General features: G+C 42.5%; 15 protein-coding genes and 2 riboswitches. Of the genes, 7 read left to right on the top strand and 8 right to left on the bottom strand.

Annotated features, from left to right (window positions below; genetic code table 11):
- Nucleotides 1-34: 34 nt before the first annotated feature.
- A riboswitch (cobalamin riboswitch) is annotated at nucleotides 35-215 on the bottom strand.
- 292 nt (nucleotides 216-507) lie between these two features.
- A complete protein-coding gene (locus J7I96_RS04495) occupies nucleotides 508-1,437 on the top strand; it encodes a manganese-dependent inorganic pyrophosphatase (protein ID WP_034314865.1) in 930 nt (309 codons plus the stop codon).
- A 99-nt stretch (nucleotides 1,438-1,536) separates the two neighbouring features.
- Here J7I96_RS04495 and J7I96_RS04490 read toward each other — a convergent pair whose 3' ends face one another.
- The 4 genes from J7I96_RS04490 to J7I96_RS04475 form a co-directional block, all read right to left on the bottom strand.
- Nucleotides 1,537-1,683 carry a hypothetical protein gene (locus J7I96_RS04490; RefSeq protein ID WP_153246080.1) on the bottom strand — a complete coding sequence of 49 codons (147 nt, stop codon included), beginning with the start codon at nucleotides 1,681-1,683 and terminating at the stop codon, nucleotides 1,537-1,539.
- Nucleotides 1,684-1,768: 85 nt separating this feature from the next.
- Nucleotides 1,769-3,226, bottom strand: coding sequence for a SulP family inorganic anion transporter (locus tag J7I96_RS04485; protein ID WP_214769730.1), 1,458 nt, complete (start codon nucleotides 3,224-3,226; stop codon nucleotides 1,769-1,771).
- Between the two features lie 709 nt (nucleotides 3,227-3,935).
- The gene (locus J7I96_RS04480; protein WP_053534016.1) at nucleotides 3,936-4,130 is read right to left on the bottom strand and encodes a hypothetical protein; all 195 of its coding nucleotides are present in this window, start codon (nucleotides 4,128-4,130) and stop codon (nucleotides 3,936-3,938) included.
- An 81-nt stretch (nucleotides 4,131-4,211) separates the two neighbouring features.
- Nucleotides 4,212-4,302: riboswitch (cyclic di-GMP riboswitch) on the bottom strand.
- 248 nt (nucleotides 4,303-4,550) lie between these two features.
- A complete protein-coding gene (locus tag J7I96_RS04475; RefSeq protein WP_214769727.1) occupies nucleotides 4,551-5,762 on the bottom strand; it encodes an MFS transporter in 1,212 nt (403 codons plus the stop codon).
- 201 nt (nucleotides 5,763-5,963) lie between these two features.
- Between J7I96_RS04475 and J7I96_RS04470 the strand changes: the two genes are divergently transcribed.
- Nucleotides 5,964-7,271, top strand: a complete 1,308-nt coding sequence (locus J7I96_RS04470) for a CitMHS family transporter (RefSeq protein WP_214769725.1) — start codon at nucleotides 5,964-5,966, stop codon at nucleotides 7,269-7,271.
- 172 nt (nucleotides 7,272-7,443) lie between these two features.
- The gene (locus J7I96_RS04465; RefSeq protein ID WP_214769722.1) at nucleotides 7,444-8,076 is read left to right on the top strand and encodes a superoxide dismutase family protein; all 633 of its coding nucleotides are present in this window, start codon (nucleotides 7,444-7,446) and stop codon (nucleotides 8,074-8,076) included.
- A 303-nt stretch (nucleotides 8,077-8,379) separates the two neighbouring features.
- On the opposite strand, the gene trhO is transcribed toward J7I96_RS04465, so the two are convergent.
- Nucleotides 8,380-9,345, bottom strand: coding sequence for an oxygen-dependent tRNA uridine(34) hydroxylase TrhO (gene trhO, locus J7I96_RS04460; RefSeq protein WP_048678052.1), 966 nt, complete (start codon nucleotides 9,343-9,345; stop codon nucleotides 8,380-8,382).
- A gap of 141 nt (nucleotides 9,346-9,486) precedes the next feature.
- Here trhO and J7I96_RS04455 point away from each other — a divergent pair, with 141 nt between their 5' ends.
- Nucleotides 9,487-10,503 (top strand): nitronate monooxygenase, encoded by a 1,017-nt coding sequence (locus tag J7I96_RS04455; protein ID WP_251025120.1) that lies wholly within the window; start codon nucleotides 9,487-9,489, stop codon nucleotides 10,501-10,503.
- A 17-nt stretch (nucleotides 10,504-10,520) separates the two neighbouring features.
- A complete protein-coding gene (locus J7I96_RS04450; RefSeq protein ID WP_214770172.1) occupies nucleotides 10,521-10,976 on the top strand; it encodes a GNAT family N-acetyltransferase in 456 nt (151 codons plus the stop codon).
- A 256-nt stretch (nucleotides 10,977-11,232) separates the two neighbouring features.
- On the opposite strand, the gene J7I96_RS04445 is transcribed toward J7I96_RS04450, so the two are convergent.
- A complete protein-coding gene (locus J7I96_RS04445; protein ID WP_214769718.1) occupies nucleotides 11,233-11,811 on the bottom strand; it encodes a GNAT family N-acetyltransferase in 579 nt (192 codons plus the stop codon).
- A 103-nt stretch (nucleotides 11,812-11,914) separates the two neighbouring features.
- On the opposite strand from J7I96_RS04445, the gene pdxR reads away from it, so the two are divergent.
- Nucleotides 11,915-13,306 (top strand): MocR-like pyridoxine biosynthesis transcription factor PdxR, encoded by a 1,392-nt coding sequence (pdxR, locus tag J7I96_RS04440; RefSeq protein WP_214925505.1) that lies wholly within the window; start codon nucleotides 11,915-11,917, stop codon nucleotides 13,304-13,306.
- A gap of 65 nt (nucleotides 13,307-13,371) precedes the next feature.
- Here the strand turns inward: pdxR and J7I96_RS04435 are convergent, their stop codons facing one another.
- Nucleotides 13,372-13,791 carry a MarR family winged helix-turn-helix transcriptional regulator gene (locus J7I96_RS04435; protein ID WP_034314851.1) on the bottom strand — a complete coding sequence of 140 codons (420 nt, stop codon included), beginning with the start codon at nucleotides 13,789-13,791 and terminating at the stop codon, nucleotides 13,372-13,374.
- Between the two features lie 656 nt (nucleotides 13,792-14,447).
- The gene (locus J7I96_RS04430) at nucleotides 14,448-14,651 is read right to left on the bottom strand and encodes a hypothetical protein (RefSeq protein ID WP_082196735.1); all 204 of its coding nucleotides are present in this window, start codon (nucleotides 14,649-14,651) and stop codon (nucleotides 14,448-14,450) included.
- Between the two features lie 127 nt (nucleotides 14,652-14,778).
- On the opposite strand from J7I96_RS04430, the gene ytvI reads away from it, so the two are divergent.
- Nucleotides 14,779-15,822, top strand: a complete 1,044-nt coding sequence (ytvI, locus tag J7I96_RS04425) for a sporulation integral membrane protein YtvI (protein ID WP_214769712.1) — start codon at nucleotides 14,779-14,781, stop codon at nucleotides 15,820-15,822.
- Nucleotides 15,823-15,965: the final 143 nt, after the last annotated feature.

Raw genomic sequence — 15,965 nt, 5'->3', positions numbered from 1 at the left:
TATCGTTTCATCATCTCAATCCCCGAAGAATAAGAAACGTGAAAAATTCAAGGCAGGTCTCCTGACTCATGATCATCCTACTTTGAGTCCTTCCCGTATAGAGAGCTATACAGTGGTTTTCTCATTTCGTCACATTTACAGTTGCGAGGACAGTTCCGGGTTTACACCGGATTCCCTTTTCAGCCATCACTGGCACCTTGGATTATAAAAATTCTATATATAGTTATTGGAATTGTTTATGTAATCAATATCTAGTATTTCTGCTTATATTATCGTAAGCCATATGCGATGATAATTCAACTAATATATTTGAAAAAAACCACCCCTTATCTATTGACAAAGTGATGGAAGAGGGTGGGGGAGTGAAAGATTTTATGGGGGAATGGATAAATCAAGCGCTGATTTTACGGCATTTTGTGTTAAAATAAAGTGTCTAGTAAAGGTGGCTCTCCCTTATTGCGGTGAGGGGATTCGCGGAAAAATATTTATGAAAAAGGGGATAAAATCTTGGAAAAAGTATTAGTTTTTGGACATAAAAACCCGGATACAGACACAATCTGTTCAGCAATCGCTTATGCAGATCTGAAAAAGCAGTTAGGTATCAACGCTGAACCAGTTCGTCTGGGTGAAGTGAATGGTGAAACTCAATATGCATTGGACCAATTCAAATTCGATGCTCCCCGTCTTGTGGAAAAAGTTGCAGGGGAAGCTGATGGCGTAATCCTGGTCGATCATAACGAACGCCAGCAAAGTGCTGAAGATATTGACCAAGTCCGTGTATTGGAAGTTATCGACCATCACCGTATCGCTAACTTTGAAACGAGCGATCCATTATATTACCGTGCGGAACCAGTTGGCTGTACGGCAACCATTTTAAATAAAATTTATAAAGAAAACGGCATTGAAGTCCCTAAAGCAATCGCAGGTCTTATGCTGTCTGCCATCATTTCCGATTCTTTATTGTTCAAATCCCCGACTTGCACGGAGCAAGACGTTGCAGCAGCAATGGAACTGGCTGCCATTGCGGGAGTCGACGCTGAAAAATATGGTTTGGAAATGTTGAAAGCGGGAGCTGACTTGAGCGACAAAACGATTGCCCAGCTCATCACTCTTGATGCAAAGGAATTCTCCATGGGAATGGCTAAAGTGGAAATAGCACAGGTCAATGCTGTTGATCCGAACGAAGTCCTTGCTAAGCAAGCTGAATTGGAAGCAGCGATTGAAGCGGTCATCGCAGTGAAGGAATTGGACTTGTTCCTATTCGTCGTAACGGATATCCTGACTAATGATTCCGTTGCCCTGGCCCTTGGTAAAGCGGCATATGCGGTTGAAAAAGCATATGACGTTTCATTAAACAATAACATCGCCGTGTTGGAAGGCGTTGTATCGCGTAAAAAACAAATCGTGCCGGTCTTAACCGACGTATTCAGCAAATAATATAGGAAAAGGGTTGCTCATTAAAAACATGGGCACCCTTTTTCTGTACATTCAAAAAAAGACTCAACCATCCCATTAAGGGTGTTTGAGTCTTTTTTCTTAATTTAAAGATTCCTTTTCTTTTTCATAGGCGATGACAATCAATTCTTTATTGGCTTCCTCGCCAAGTTTGCTTTCAAAGCTTTTCAGTTCATTCAATAAATCCGGTGACAGATTTGCTGCCGTATAATCCTGCTCGGGTGTCATGCTTTTCGCTCCTTTCAAAAGGAAATGATTCATGTTATCTATTTTGTCGGTTTGAAAAGTTTCTATTCAGCAGAATTTTACTTCTTTAAGATATTTTACTTTCTGAGGTGGCGAGTTTTTCAAGCAATGTCGAACTTTCTTCATCGAGTCCTTGAACTAGGACAGGTATTCCCAAGAGCTGATATTTAAGAATAACCGTATCGACAGCACCGACTGCTGAAGCATCCCAGATCTTGGAATGGGAGAAGTCGATGACGATTGCATCGGCTTTTTCCTTGAAGTCGAACTTTGAAACAAAGTCCTGGACAGAAGCGAAAAATATTTGTCCGCTGATACGATAAGTGATTTTCTTGGCCTGGATGTCTTCCGTTTTTTCTACTGCCACATTAGAAATTTTAGCCGAGAAGAAAATCATGCTCAAAAGCACTCCGGCAAATACCCCTTTTGATAAGTCATGTGTATAAATGACAATGAGGACCGTCACGATCATCACGGCTGCATCCGACTTAGGAGCTTTAGTGAGCCTCTTTAGGGAAGACCAGTCAAATGTCCCGATTGAAACCATGATCATGACTGCTACAAGTGCAGCCATCGGTATTTTGATAAGGACATCGTTCAATACCACGATTAATACCATAAGGAATGCGCCCGCTACAAATGTGGAGAGCCGGCCCCTTCCACCCGATTTAATGTTGATACCGGATTGGCCGATCATCGCACATCCTGCCATGCCGCCAAAGCATCCGGCGATGATATTCGAAATCCCCTGGCCTTTGGCTTCCTTATTTTTATTACTGTCCGTGTCAGTCATCTCATCGACAATTTGAGCCGTCAATAACGATTCAAGCAGTCCAACAAACGCAAGGGCAATGGAATAAGGGAAAATGATCGCCAAAGTTTCGAAGGTCAAAGGGATGTCTGGAAGCATGAACATCGGAAGCGCTTCGGTCAATTGCCCCATATCCCCAACCGTCCGCACCGTAGCCCCCGTGGTAACTGCAACGATCGTCATGAATATGATGGCGACAAGTGGTGAAGGTATGACTTTCGTGATCAGCGGAAAAAGATAAATAATAGCTAATGAAACGGCTGTCATGACATACATGATCCATGTTTCGCCCACAAAATGGGTAAGCTGTGCCGTGAAAATCAGGATGGCTAAAGAATTCACAAAACCAGTCATGACCGGCTTCGGAATGAACTTCATTAATTTCCCGATTTTTAAAACTCCTAGTAAAATTTGCAGCAAACCAGTCAATATTGTTGCAGCAAGTAAATAGTTCAAGCCATGATCTTTAACAAGGTCGACCATGACGAGTGCCATTGCGCCAGTGGCAGCCGATATCATTCCCGGCCTTCCGCCGACAAAGGAGATGACGATGGCAATGCAGAATGAGGCATATAAACCAACCATCGGGTCAACGCCAGCAATGATCGAAAAGGCAATCGCCTCCGGAATCAATGCCAAGGCAACGACAATTCCAGATAGAACATCTCCTCTAACGTTGCCGAACCATTCCTTTTTGTATGCAGATGTATTCAAAGAAACACTCCTTCTTTCATATATAATGTGTGTTCATTTCCTTTTTAACGCACTAAATTATAGCATGAGTCCTTTATTCTATCTATATGGATAATATAAACGACAAATCGGGGGCTATTCATTTCTTATCGTAGGAAGGAAAAATGCTTTAAGAGAGAAGAATTGGCTGCAAAAGGTGATTGAGCTATCATGTGAGGGAAGTCAATTTTATGGAGATAGGCGAATGCATACAGGTCATGCTTGCAATAAAGTCAGTCGAATCGGATTTCCGTTAATGGCTTGGCCATTTTTGACGCTCCTATAGGCTTTTGTTAAATTCCCGCTAAGGGTGAGTGGAGTAAACGGTAGAGATCTATTTCATAATTAAAAAGTCAAAAAAACATGGATTTCCCTTTCCTGCTAGCTTTACGCCACCGATTGGACCTATTCATGACATTCGGGAAATGGGTTTTAGAACTCGAAACGCGATACAATCAAATGATTACTTCATGATTTATATCTTATCGAGCCCAATATAGGGTGACCGTACATTTACCATTCATATAATGAAAAAAAGATAGTGCTCTAACTGTGTCAATATGTGGGCAGGAGGTAAGAGAGTTTTTTTATCGGAATGATATTTTCCCCTTTTACCATATATGGGGAATGGTGAGGATGAAAAGGCCAGCTCTATCAAAGTTTGAGTGGGATTCGTCATTGTGTTAAGAGGCTATTCCTCATCAATGATGCTGGATTTACATAAAGGACATGTTACTTCTTTATAATGCTTGAACCTGATCTTTCGAAGGTCGCTTCTGGATAACATTGCGAATGCATTATATCTTGTGCCGCATGCACAAGTATTTTTATCTTTAACTATGTGTCTCTCATCCGTAGTAGCTGAATAAATGGTTGGAAAGAACATATATAACCCTCCTTGTTTTAATTTTAGGCAAATTAAAAAGGGGCAAGAAAATTAATATAAAGTGATCCATTCAAGAAAAATCTTGGCAACCCGGCTGCCTTGACAACTAAGTTGTTGGTTTAGGCCCGTGGCTTTGCGTCTTTTACTTTCATAAAATTTGCCTAAAATAATCTTAACATAAAATTTGATGTGATGAGTGCAGGAAAAATACTTATCAGTTTCTGGGTATGTCATAAGGGTTGGAGGACTTTACGGATAAGCATGAACGTGACCCCTTCAAATCTTTTTCCTTGATTTCTCTTCGATAACTCCCTATATACAAAAAGTTCCAGAAGTATCCAGCACACTACTGCTGTATGAGCATTAAACAGGAGAAAGCCTGCTTAAAGATGGAAGCAGGCTTTCTTGCCAAAAATGTGATTAATGTGATCTGGCCAACTCCGGATTGCGATGCATCGCGAAATAGAGGACAAGTCCGGCTATGAGGAGTAACGTGCTGGTCGTGATGAAGACGGCAGAGAATCCGTAGAAACCAGCAACCATTCCGCCCATTGCGGGTCCGATGATATTGCCTAAAAAACGCAGGCTCGTATTGTACCCTAGCACTTCCCCCTGCATTGCGACAGGCGCTTCTTGGCGAATGTAGGCAATCCTTACAGGGATGATGCCGCCTATTGCCATGCCTAGTATGAAGCGTACAAAGACAAGCTGCCAAAAATGATTGATGAAAGCACCTGGCAAGTAGACAAGAGCTGTCAGAAAAAGAAGCAGCACAAGAATCTTCACATGTCCATGCCGATCACCTATCTTGCCCCAGTGACGCGCCATCAATAAATTCCCCAGACCTGCTGCAGAAAAGGCGATTCCTGAATAAAAGCCAAGATTGGAAGTTCCATGCAGCTCACCAACGTATAAAGAAAGAATGGGCTGGATGCTGAAGTGGGCAACTTGGACAAGCGTGGAGATGAGCATGACATTCACCAGGATGGGATTCCTTAAGATATGTGAGACAACTTCCCTGCTTGTATAGCTCGACTTCGTTCCCTTCTGCCGCTCCATTCGGTACTCCTTGGTTGCAAAAACAAGAAGACCAGAGATGAAAATGGTGATGGAGGTGAATTTAAAGGCGGTTGAATAACCGAGTGTGTCTGCAAGCACGCCGCCAAGCAATGGTCCGAAAAGGGAACCGGTTATATTTCCCGTTTGTAAGGTTCCCAGTACGCGTCCGGCAATTTCTTTTGGTGTCTGCGTTGATATGAAGGCCTGGGACATGGAAATGAAGCCAGTGAATATTCCTGTGAACATCCTTAGGACGAATAGCTGCCAAACATTTTCGACGAATCCCATCAGGAAGATGGACAGGCCCATCCCAAAGGCGCAGGCAATCAAGATTTTCTTTCTGCCATACCGGTCACCAATCCGTCCCCAAATGGGGGAGAATAAAAAGGCAGTCACGAAAGTGATTCCAAAAGTCCATCCGGACCAATGCTGGATATATTGAGTCGAATAATCTCCGAATGTACCAATGTATAAGGATATGAATGGGAGAACCATCGTCATGCTCCCGCCTATGAAGAAATTGGCGAACCACATGATGAAAAGATTCCGTTTAGCTATTTTATGAGCGTTCATTTTACATACAACACTTCTTTCCTCCGAAAAAAACTTCGGGTTCCTAAATAATAGTATACAGAAATTAACTAATTTATTAAACGAATTTGTTTAACTGGTTTTTTAATGAATGGGCAAATGGTATAATGTGAAAATACTGATTTTTCAGAAAAATTAAATGTGCAAAAGGTATTCATTTTTCCAATTAAAGGAGTTTTAAACATGTTGACGATTTTAGGGTTTTGTATGATTTTAACGTTTCTGGTCTTGGTCATCACTAAGCGTTTATCAGTGGTTGTCGCTTTTATCTTTACGGCGATAGCTTTTGGTCTGATTGGCGGGTTTGCTTCGGAAATGGGAGATATGATGGTTGCGGGTATTTTAAAGGTGACACCGACAGCAGTCATGATCGTTTTTGCTATTCTATATTTTGGTTTAATGATTGACGTTGGTTTATTCGAGCCCATGATCGCTAAAATACTGAGTTTTGTAAAAGGAGATCCGCTAAAGGTTGTCATGGCAACCGCCATTATAACCATATTGGTAGGTTTGGACGGAGATGGTTCTTCTACATTCATGATCACTGTTTCGGCCATGCTGCCGCTTTATATCAAATTAGGGATGAACAGGCTCGTATTGGCCTGTGTCGTTGGTTTGGCCGCTGGCGTCATGAACATGATCCCTTGGGGAGGTCCTTTGGTCAGGGCGGCCGCGAGCCTTCAGGTGGAAGTATCGGAGTTATTCATACCTCTTATTCCGGTCATGATTTGCGGTCTTTTATGGACGCTTTTTTCGGCATATGTACTTGGCAAAAAGGAAAGGGAGAGATTGGGAGTCGGCTCCCTGGAGACGAACATGCAAACTGGTATGGGCGAACAGGCTGCAGCTGTTGAAACCGCACCTCAAGGAACATCCAGGCTTTTTTGGTTTAATTGGTTCTTGACGATTTTACTGATGGTTTTGCTGGTGATGGAAGTGCTGCCGATCCAAATCTTATTTGCCTCCGCTTTTGCGATTGCACTATTCGTTAACTTTCCTAATCCAAAAGAACAGCAGGAAAGGATTTTAAGTCATGCCAATAGTTTCGTGATGATTTGTACACTCATTTTCGCAGCAGGGATTTTTACGGGTGTATTCACGGAAACAAAGATGATGGACTCGATGGCTGCTTCAATCGTAACCGTCATTCCGGAGTGGCTCGGGGCACATTTGCCACTGGTGGTAGCGCTGACGAGCATACCGATGGGGTTCATTTTTTCACCTGATGCCTATTATTTTGGCATTCTGCCAATCATAAGTGAAACGGCATCGAACTTCGGCATTGCCCCTGTAGAAATCGGAAGGGCGGCATTATTAGGTCATTCGACCGCAGGGTTCCCCTTATCGCCATTGGTGCCTGCAACATTCATATTGATTGGCCTTGTAGGCGTGGATTTTGGGGATCACCAAAAATTCCTGTTTAAATGGGCGTTTGGGACAACCATCATCATGACGATCGCAGCCATTACTTTCGGGGTCATCACTTTGTAAAAATGTGAGCCCTTTAAGCTATATTGTAAAATCCTTGTCTGTGAATTTAGTAAGGTGTTCACTCTCATTGGTGTAATCTATTTTCCTATTTATGCCGCTATCTGTTTATTCTTCCATAATAGTGGAAAGTAATAAGAGGAAGATACATATAAGAGAGTGGAGGGAAGTTATCATGAACTATAAACAAAAGCTTATACTGCCGATGTGTGCTGCCTTTTTACTGTATGGATGCAATTCAGCGGATGATTCAAATGAGGCCGATAATAAGGCCGAGGACATGACTACAGTGGGACAAGGAACAGATACAGAGGTTGATCCGCAGGTGAAAGCGGAAGTTAAAGATGTAGAAGGTAAAACACTTGGGACGGTGAACTTTACCGCTGAAGAGAATTCTGTAGTGATCGAGACCGCTTTGGAAGGTCTTGAGCCAGGCTATCATGGATTCCATGTTCACGAGAATGCAGCATGTGAGGCGGATGCCAAGGATGGCCCTTTCACTACAGCGGGAGGACACTTCAACCCAACTGATGAAACGCATTCTAAACATGCAGGTGATATGCCCCCTTTATATGTAAAAGAAGATGGAACAGCAAAATATACGGCAACATTGGATAACATGACAATAGACCAACTGAAGAAAGAAGAGCTGGCTGTAATCGTTCATGCTAATCCAGACAACTTTGCCAATATTCCTGACCGATATGAAGCCAATGGAGAAAAAGGACCGGATGCAGATACTTTGAAAACTGGTGATGCAGGCGATAGACAAGCTTGCGGGATTGTTGTAAGTGCAGAGGCAAAATAACATGAAAAGAGCGATTCCTCTTTAGAGGAATCGCTCTTTTCATGTAGGTAAGACTGATGACCGCTAAAATCTTAAAGCGGAAACCATTCTTTTTACGTTTTAAGAAGGTTTTTTCTATTGTGATATGGAAGTAAGAATGGAGGTAATATTGCAGTAAAAGCAGGTGGCATTAAAAAATCATAGTTAATCCTTGCAGTGGAATGAAGTCCAAGGCATAGGTTTAATATAGGGAAATAAGATTTGGTTTGAATCGATAAAAAAACCCGAACAGGGATCATGTCCACTGATTCGGGTTTGCTAAAATCATTTTGCCGTAATGGAATCTTCGATTAGCTGTAATCTTTCAGCCACTTCTTCTTCAGAAAGGTTATGCTCGACAACATAGCGATTACGCGGATGCACTCGGCATTCATGGGTACAGCTGCGCATATGTTTGTGTTCGTTCTCTTCGCTGCAAAGGATTTTCTTGTTGCATTCAGGATTAGCGCAATTGACATAGCGTTCACAAGGTTCGCCGGAATAAATATCGCGTCCGACAATGACATGTTCCTTTTGATTGATAGGTACGGCAATCCTTTCATCGAAAACATACATTTGGCCATCCCATAGCTCACCTTGGACTTCGGGATCCTTCCCGTATGTTGCGATGCCGCCATGCAGCTGGCTTACATCTTCAAAGCCTTCTTCGACAAGCCAGCCGGAGAATTTCTCACAGCGGATACCGCCCGTGCAATACGTTAGGATCTTTTTGCCTTCGAACATTTCTTTATTTTCCCGTACCCATTCCGGAAGTTCACGGAAATTCGTGATTTCTGGCTTGATTGCACCCCTGAAATGTCCTAAATCAAATTCATAGTCATTTCTGGCATCAAGGACGATGGTGTTTTCATCTTGCATTTGCTCGAAGAACTCCTTCGGGCTCAAGTATTTGCCTGTCGTCTGGTTCGGGTTGATGTCGTCTTCCAAGCGAAGCGTTACAAGTTCATTGCGTGGACGTACATGCATTTTTTTGAAAGCATGGCCTTCAGCTTCATCTATTTTAAACACGATATCGGCAAAGCGGGGATCGCTTTTCATCATGTCCATATATTTGTCGGTTTGTTCGATCGTACCTGAAACCGTTCCGTTGATACCTTCTGAAGCCACCAAGATACGGCCTTTCAATTCAAGGGCTTTACATGCCGCAAGATGCTCGGCTGCGAATTCTTCGTGATTCTCGATAGGTACATACAAATAATAAAGTAATACTCTATATGGTTTTGTTTCCATTTTTTATTTACCACCTATATTTTATATTTGCAAGATATAAAGGGTGATCATTTAGACACTTTTCTCTTACAGATAATCATTATACCAAGAAAACGTAAAAATGATAAGGGCATGAAGAAAAATCAAGAGGAGTTGTATCGAATGTTGAAAGAGTTAATGAGATATCCAATCATTCAGGCACCGATGGCAGGAGGAGCTTCCACTCCGAAGCTTGCGGCTTCAGTATCCAATGCAGGAGGATTGGGCTTTCTCGCAGCTGGCTATAAGACTGCGGAAGAGATGAAGGACGAGATAGGGCAGACCCGTCAGTTGACTGAACGCCCTTTTGGTGTGAATGTATTTGTGCCAGGCAACGAGCCGGTGGATGAAAATATATTATCTGGCTATCGTGAAAAGATCGAAAAAGAGGCCGAGAGCGTTGGGGCTGAGATTGGAAAAGCCGATAGTGATGACGATGATTGGGGAAATAAACTAGATGTATTGAAGGAGACTGGGGTCGCGATCGTCAGTTTTACGTTTGGATGTCCAACGGAAGATGTGATAAGGGAGCTCCAAGATGTCGGTTCCCTTATAGCCGTGACAGTAACCAACCTTCATGAAGCAAAAAAGGCGGCGGGAGCAGGCGCGGACGTTCTATGTGTACAGGGGTTTGAAGCAGGGGGGCACCGGGCCAGCTTTGATAACGGCACAGAAGATGATTACGGCCTTTTAGTATTGATTCGGATGATAGAGGCTGAGCTGGACTTACCGATCATTGCCGCAGGCGGACTGATGCAAGGAAAGGATATCGCGGCCGTGCTCGAAGCAGGAGCAACAGCGGCACAATTGGGTACCGCTTTCCTTCGCTGTCCCGAAAGCGGGGCAAGTCCGGTCCATAAGGCGGCGCTGGGAAATCCCCGATTCACTAAGACTGCTGTTACCCGAGCCTTCAGCGGGCGGAGGGCTCGCGGGTTGGTGAATCACTTTTTAACGGAATATGATAGTGTTGCACCGGTCGCCTATCCTTATGTCCATCACATGACAAAACAAATGCGAAAAGCAGCCGGACAAAAGAACAATCCTGAATTGATGGCCTTGTGGGCAGGACAGGGTTATAAGTTGAGCAGGGAACTTCCTGCATCGGAATTGGTTGAACTGCTTGTAGATGAATTAAACTGAGGAGGGTTTGGGTGCTGATGGAGATAAGGGAATTATTCTTGGATGAGCCACCCCCGATGCATTTATTACTTTTGGCAGATCCTTCAAGGAAATTGGTCGAGGAATATTTGGGGAGCGGAACGTGCTTTGTTGCCGTGGGTGAAAACCGGGTGATCGGCGTTTTTGTTTTACTGCAAAAAGGCCCGGAACTGATAGAGATAATGAACATCGCGGTCGATGAACAGTACCATGGGAGAGGAATTGGCAGGCAATTGATTGAACATGCGATAGGACATGCAAGGGAACAGGGATATAAAATGATTGAAATCGGAACGGGGAATTCGGGGATAGGCCAGCTTGCCCTTTACCAAAAATGCGGTTTTAGAATAACTGGGGTCGATCGGGATTTTTTTAATAGGAACTATTCCGAGGCCATTTATGAAAATGGGATTCAGTGCCAGGATATGATTCGCTTGTCACTAAGCTTAGACTAAGCAAGGATCATCCAAGTCTGACGGAAAAGCTTAACAGACAAAAGTGTGCGTCAGGGGGTAATATACTTGTTCTTTGGTGATATGATTTATCTTCTTTTTGCTTTACTAATGCCGTTTTTATTTGCGATTGGTGTTTTCATATTCATTCGATCAACGAAAAGGCAAAAAGATTCTTTATCGAAAATTCATAAAGACTCTCATGAAAAATAGCAGCAAGAGAAAAGAGTGCAAAACAACGGCACTCTTTTTCTCATTTTCACCTTTCTAAAAAAGCTTCCAAATTCCCTTTCACACTGGGCCATTCATGGTCGAGAATACTATAGACCACCGTGTTCCTATTCCTCCCATCTTGCAGTTTTTTCTCCATCCTCAAAATGCCTTCTTCAAGGGCGCCGAGCCTGGTTATTGCTGCACGTGATCTTTTGTTGCATTCGTCCGTCCTGAATTCAACCCGTTTCATTTTCCACCTTTCAAAAGCATGCTGCAATAGCAAGTACTTACATTCAGTGTTAATGGCTGTTCGCCATTTGTCGGGATGATACCAAGTCGCGCCGATTTCCAGCGATTGATTATGAAAGTGAATATTCCTTAAGCTCGTACTGCCAACTACCGAATCATCTGTCCGATCGAGTACGACAAATGGATGATGAAGTTCCTGGTCCCTTGCTTGAATGCCTTCCTTTACATAGGAGATCGCCTCTTCATATGACAAAATCTTTGTTGCACTCCATTCCCATATTTCTGATGGCAGCGAAGCGGCGTAAAGCGGTTCGGCATGATGTTCCATCATCGGGGTGAGTATCACGTGTTTCCCGTATAATTCGATATGCTCCATAGTTTCCTCCTCTTGATTGATATCTTCATTATAAAAATATTCTGGTTCTGCATTAAGGACCAATGCTGATATAATTTATGGAACCAGTTTTAAGGAGGCCCAAATGTTTGAAATCACTCTAACCTTAGATAAAACGAACAAAGAAGCTTTATATGTACAATTGTATAAATACTTTATAAAGGAAATCCAGAATGGACAAATAAAGGCCGGAATGAAACTGCCTTCTAAACGAAAACTGGCCTTGCATTTAGGGATAGGCCTGAATACAGTTGATACGGCTTATCAGCAGTTGATGGCAGAAGGATATGTGGAAAGTCAATTAAGGAAAGGTTATTACGTAGCCGATTTAGAACCGATTTCAGCTTTGAATGAGCCGTTGCCTGTAACAGAAGGGATGATGGGCCCTCTGTACGAAAGAAATGAGATAGATTACAATCATGGCCGGGTGGACGTGGATTCTTTCCCGCATGCCGTATGGAAAAAATGCTTGAACAATACGTTGTATCTACAGGAAAGGGAAATGTTCATGAGCGGTGATCCACAAGGGGAATGGGGGCTTAGGGCTGAGATTTCATCCTATCTATTCCAATCGAGAGGAGTGCGTAGCGGTGCTGATCAAATCTTCATTGGGGCAGGTACCCAGTATTTCATCCATCTTTTGCGATTACTGTTTGGAAATGAGCGGGTATTTGGGTTGGAAGATCCTGGCTTTCATCGGGTTAGGGAGGTACTGAGTCTGGAGGGAGCGGATATGGCATTCATACCTTTGGATGAAAGTGGAATGAGTGTGGAATCCTTGAAAGAGAGTGCAGCGGATGTAGCCTATGTCACACCTTCCCATCAATTTCCTTCCGGTATGATCATGCCGATAACTAGACGGGTGGAATTACTGAATTGGGCGGTGGAAAAAAAGGGTTATATTATTGAGGATGATTATGACGGGGAATTCCGACATGCAGGCAAACCGATTCCGTCGTTGCAGGGGTTGGACACAAAAGGAAGGGTCATCTACTTAGGCACGTTTTCAAAGTCGCTCATCCCATCGATCAGGGTGGGATTTATGGTGCTGCCCATGGAGTTGTCTTGCCGATTTCAGGAGAAGTTAATCGGATATAAACAGACCGTTTCCAGACTGATTCAGGAAACGCTCTGTCTTTTTATGAAAAATGGACATTGGGAACGCCATCTGAATAAAATGCGGACGATTTATCGTAAAAAGAATAAGGTGCTGCTGAACGCAATGGAAGAGAGCTTCCATGATCGTGTAAACATAATCGGTGAAAAGTCAGGATTGCACGTTCTTTTAAACGTAAAAAACGGCAGCAGTGAGGCAGAGCTCATCCAAAGGGCTGCCAGTGTTGGGGTTAAGGTCCACCCAACATCGGTTTATCATTCAAAGAATGTGAAAGATCCGACTATTTTGATTGGGTACGGTGGTTTAACCGAAAGGGAAATCGAAGCTGGAATCCGGCTTTTAAAAAAGGCATGGCTATAGCTTGGTGTGAAAGTAAGGAAATTCCTTGCTTCACACTTATTCAACAATGATATAAGCTACCCATTTTAGTTTCTTATATTATTGAGGATTTTAAGGACCGTCTGGAAAAATACTTCCTGTTCTTCTTCAGTAATGCCTTCCAGTGCTTTTCCTTCGATTTTTTCTGCAATCTTAAGACATTTTGTATGTACCTCTTTGCCCCGGGGGGTCAGTTCGATTCGTTTTTCCTGTTCATCTTTACCCGGAACTTGTTTAATCATATTATTCTGTTCCATGCTGTTGACCGAACGTGTGATAATCACACTGTCTACATCTAGGTAACTGCAAATATCTGGGATTGTGGAATAGCCACAGTTCTTTAAGTAATTCAGGATTGTCCACTGATTATGGTAAATTTCAAGGGCTGTAATTTGTTCATTCATTTTGCTGACTAATGATCTCGATACTTGTAAATATTGATGAAATAATTGAGTAGGGTTCGTCATATGATTCTCCTTTATAATGGTCGACCAGTCCATTATATTCTTTAATTCTTAAAAGTCTATTGTAAAGAATCATTTATTTCAGTCAATGTTTATTTTTGGAAGTAAAGCGGGGAAGGGCAAAATTCTGGCAATATGAATGAATTGAGGAAAAGCTCAGTCTTCCAAAAATCTAAAACAACAAAGGGGGGGCATCGGCACAATCACAAGAAGAACCTTAATTATGATGGAATATATTTCAGCCTAGAGACAAATTCAAGAATTCGAGTTTGCCTACAGTTGTCCATTTGGACGTAGATTTCGCTCCAGGCACTGGTACGGAGAGCCTCCTCGGCTTGCGCCTGCGGGGTCTCCCTTGGAGCGCTTTTCCGGCAGGGGTCTCGACACCCGCTCCATTCAACTTTGTTATAACATTTAGTTAGAAACCATACCTGAGGACTTGAAGGTTCAGCTTTGGGTAAGGTGGTGCCGTACACCAATAAAGAAAGATACGCTTTCCGGACCCTTTTAGTCTACTACTTGTAATATATGATGGAAAAAATATATTTTTCATTGAAATGGTCCATAAGTGCCGACGAAATTGGGAAAAGTAAAAAACGCGCTGAATGCAGTATATCCTGCAAACAAAAACCAGCCTCTAAAAAGTGGCCGGTTTTTGTTTAGAACTTCTCGCTGGTGGAGCGGTGCTTTGTTTCTTTTTTATTTCGTTCTTCTTGCTGTTCATATTTAATTTCATCAATTGGTAAATCATCAATGGGCATGACCACTTGATCACGTTCCAGCTGCTTTTCCTGATTTTTCTTGAAGGCCTTGGATTTATCATTACGCTCCTCAATATACTTTTCTTTGTCTTTATTATCCAATTTCAATCCCTCCATCTCTTTGTATCTCTTTTTCCCCTTATTGAGAAAATAAAACGTATAAGCGAAATATATGTGACCCCGTTTCATAAATATAAGGAGAACAGGAAAGTGCAAGGAGGTTTGTTCAGTGAATGTCGCCGTCTTTTTTCGCTGGTTTTGGAGGGGGATACTCCTTTTAGTCATATTAATCGTCATTCCCTATTCATGGGCGTTGATTTTAGCGTTGCTCACCGCCATTCTTTTGGATGGATTGGTCAGAATGATTGGTGAAACGGCAAAGCTGCATCGTTTTTGGGCAGTATTGATTTCATTTGTTTTATATGTAGGCGGGTTTATGAGCATCACTTATTTTTCTTTTTCGGTATTAATCAAGAAGGTCATTGTCTATTCGGAAGAATTTCCCGGTTTCATACGTGAAGTGTATTTGACGGCTATATTGCCAGTCATTAGGCAATGGGAACGGTATTCGCAAACTTTGCCGCCAAATCTCATTCAATCGGTGGAACAGACGATGGAAAAGGGAGTCATGGCTCTGGAGGGGTTCACAGAGGGATTTGTTCAGGATATGGTTCAGTTCGTTACACTCATTCCGGGATTTTTCATTGACTTTTTAATTTACTTAATCGCTTTATTCTTAATCAGTCTTGAATTGCCTAAATTAAGAAAAAAGGCAGTCTTTTATTTAAAGACATCCACCTATCAAAAGATTTCGCTAGTTTATCAAGATTTAAGTATGGCAGCCGTAGGCTTCATTAAGGCACAAATCCTGTTGAGCTTAATAACGTTCGTCATGGCTTATGGAGGACTATGGTTGTTAAATGTAAAGTATATGATTCCATTGGCACTGTTAATAGTGGTTGTGGACATTCTTCCTATCTTGGGGACGGGATCTGTGCTGGTTCCATGGGCAGCGATCGTTTGGGCTCAAGGAAATCATAATCTTGGTATTGGCCTCATCATCCTATTCCTGGTCATTACCATCATAAGAAGGACCATTGAACCAAAAATCTATTCAGCAAATATGGGATTAAGCCCCTTGGCATCGTTGGTCAGTCTTTATTTAGGGTTTAAGATGCTTGGTTTCCTTGGGCTTTTCCTTGGGCCTTCGATACTGATTGTTTATGATACGTTAAAGAGGGCAGGTGTCATTAAAACCAACTTCAAAATATGAAAGTTTATTAGATGTTTTTGGCCTGATTTCTTAAATTTGACATATCTTTTACCGCTTTACCTTGACCATTGCAATGATTGCAGTCCCGGGAAAAGAATTGAAGATAACGGGTTTTCCCTTTCCCTTTGCAGTGCTGGCAAATG

The sequence above is a fragment of the Bacillus sp. ISL-78 genome (assembly GCF_018613455.1).
In the GTDB taxonomy this organism is placed as follows: Bacteria; Bacillota; Bacilli; order Bacillales; family DSM-1321; genus Peribacillus; species Peribacillus frigoritolerans.
This window is presented reverse-complemented; position numbering and strand designations above follow the sequence as displayed.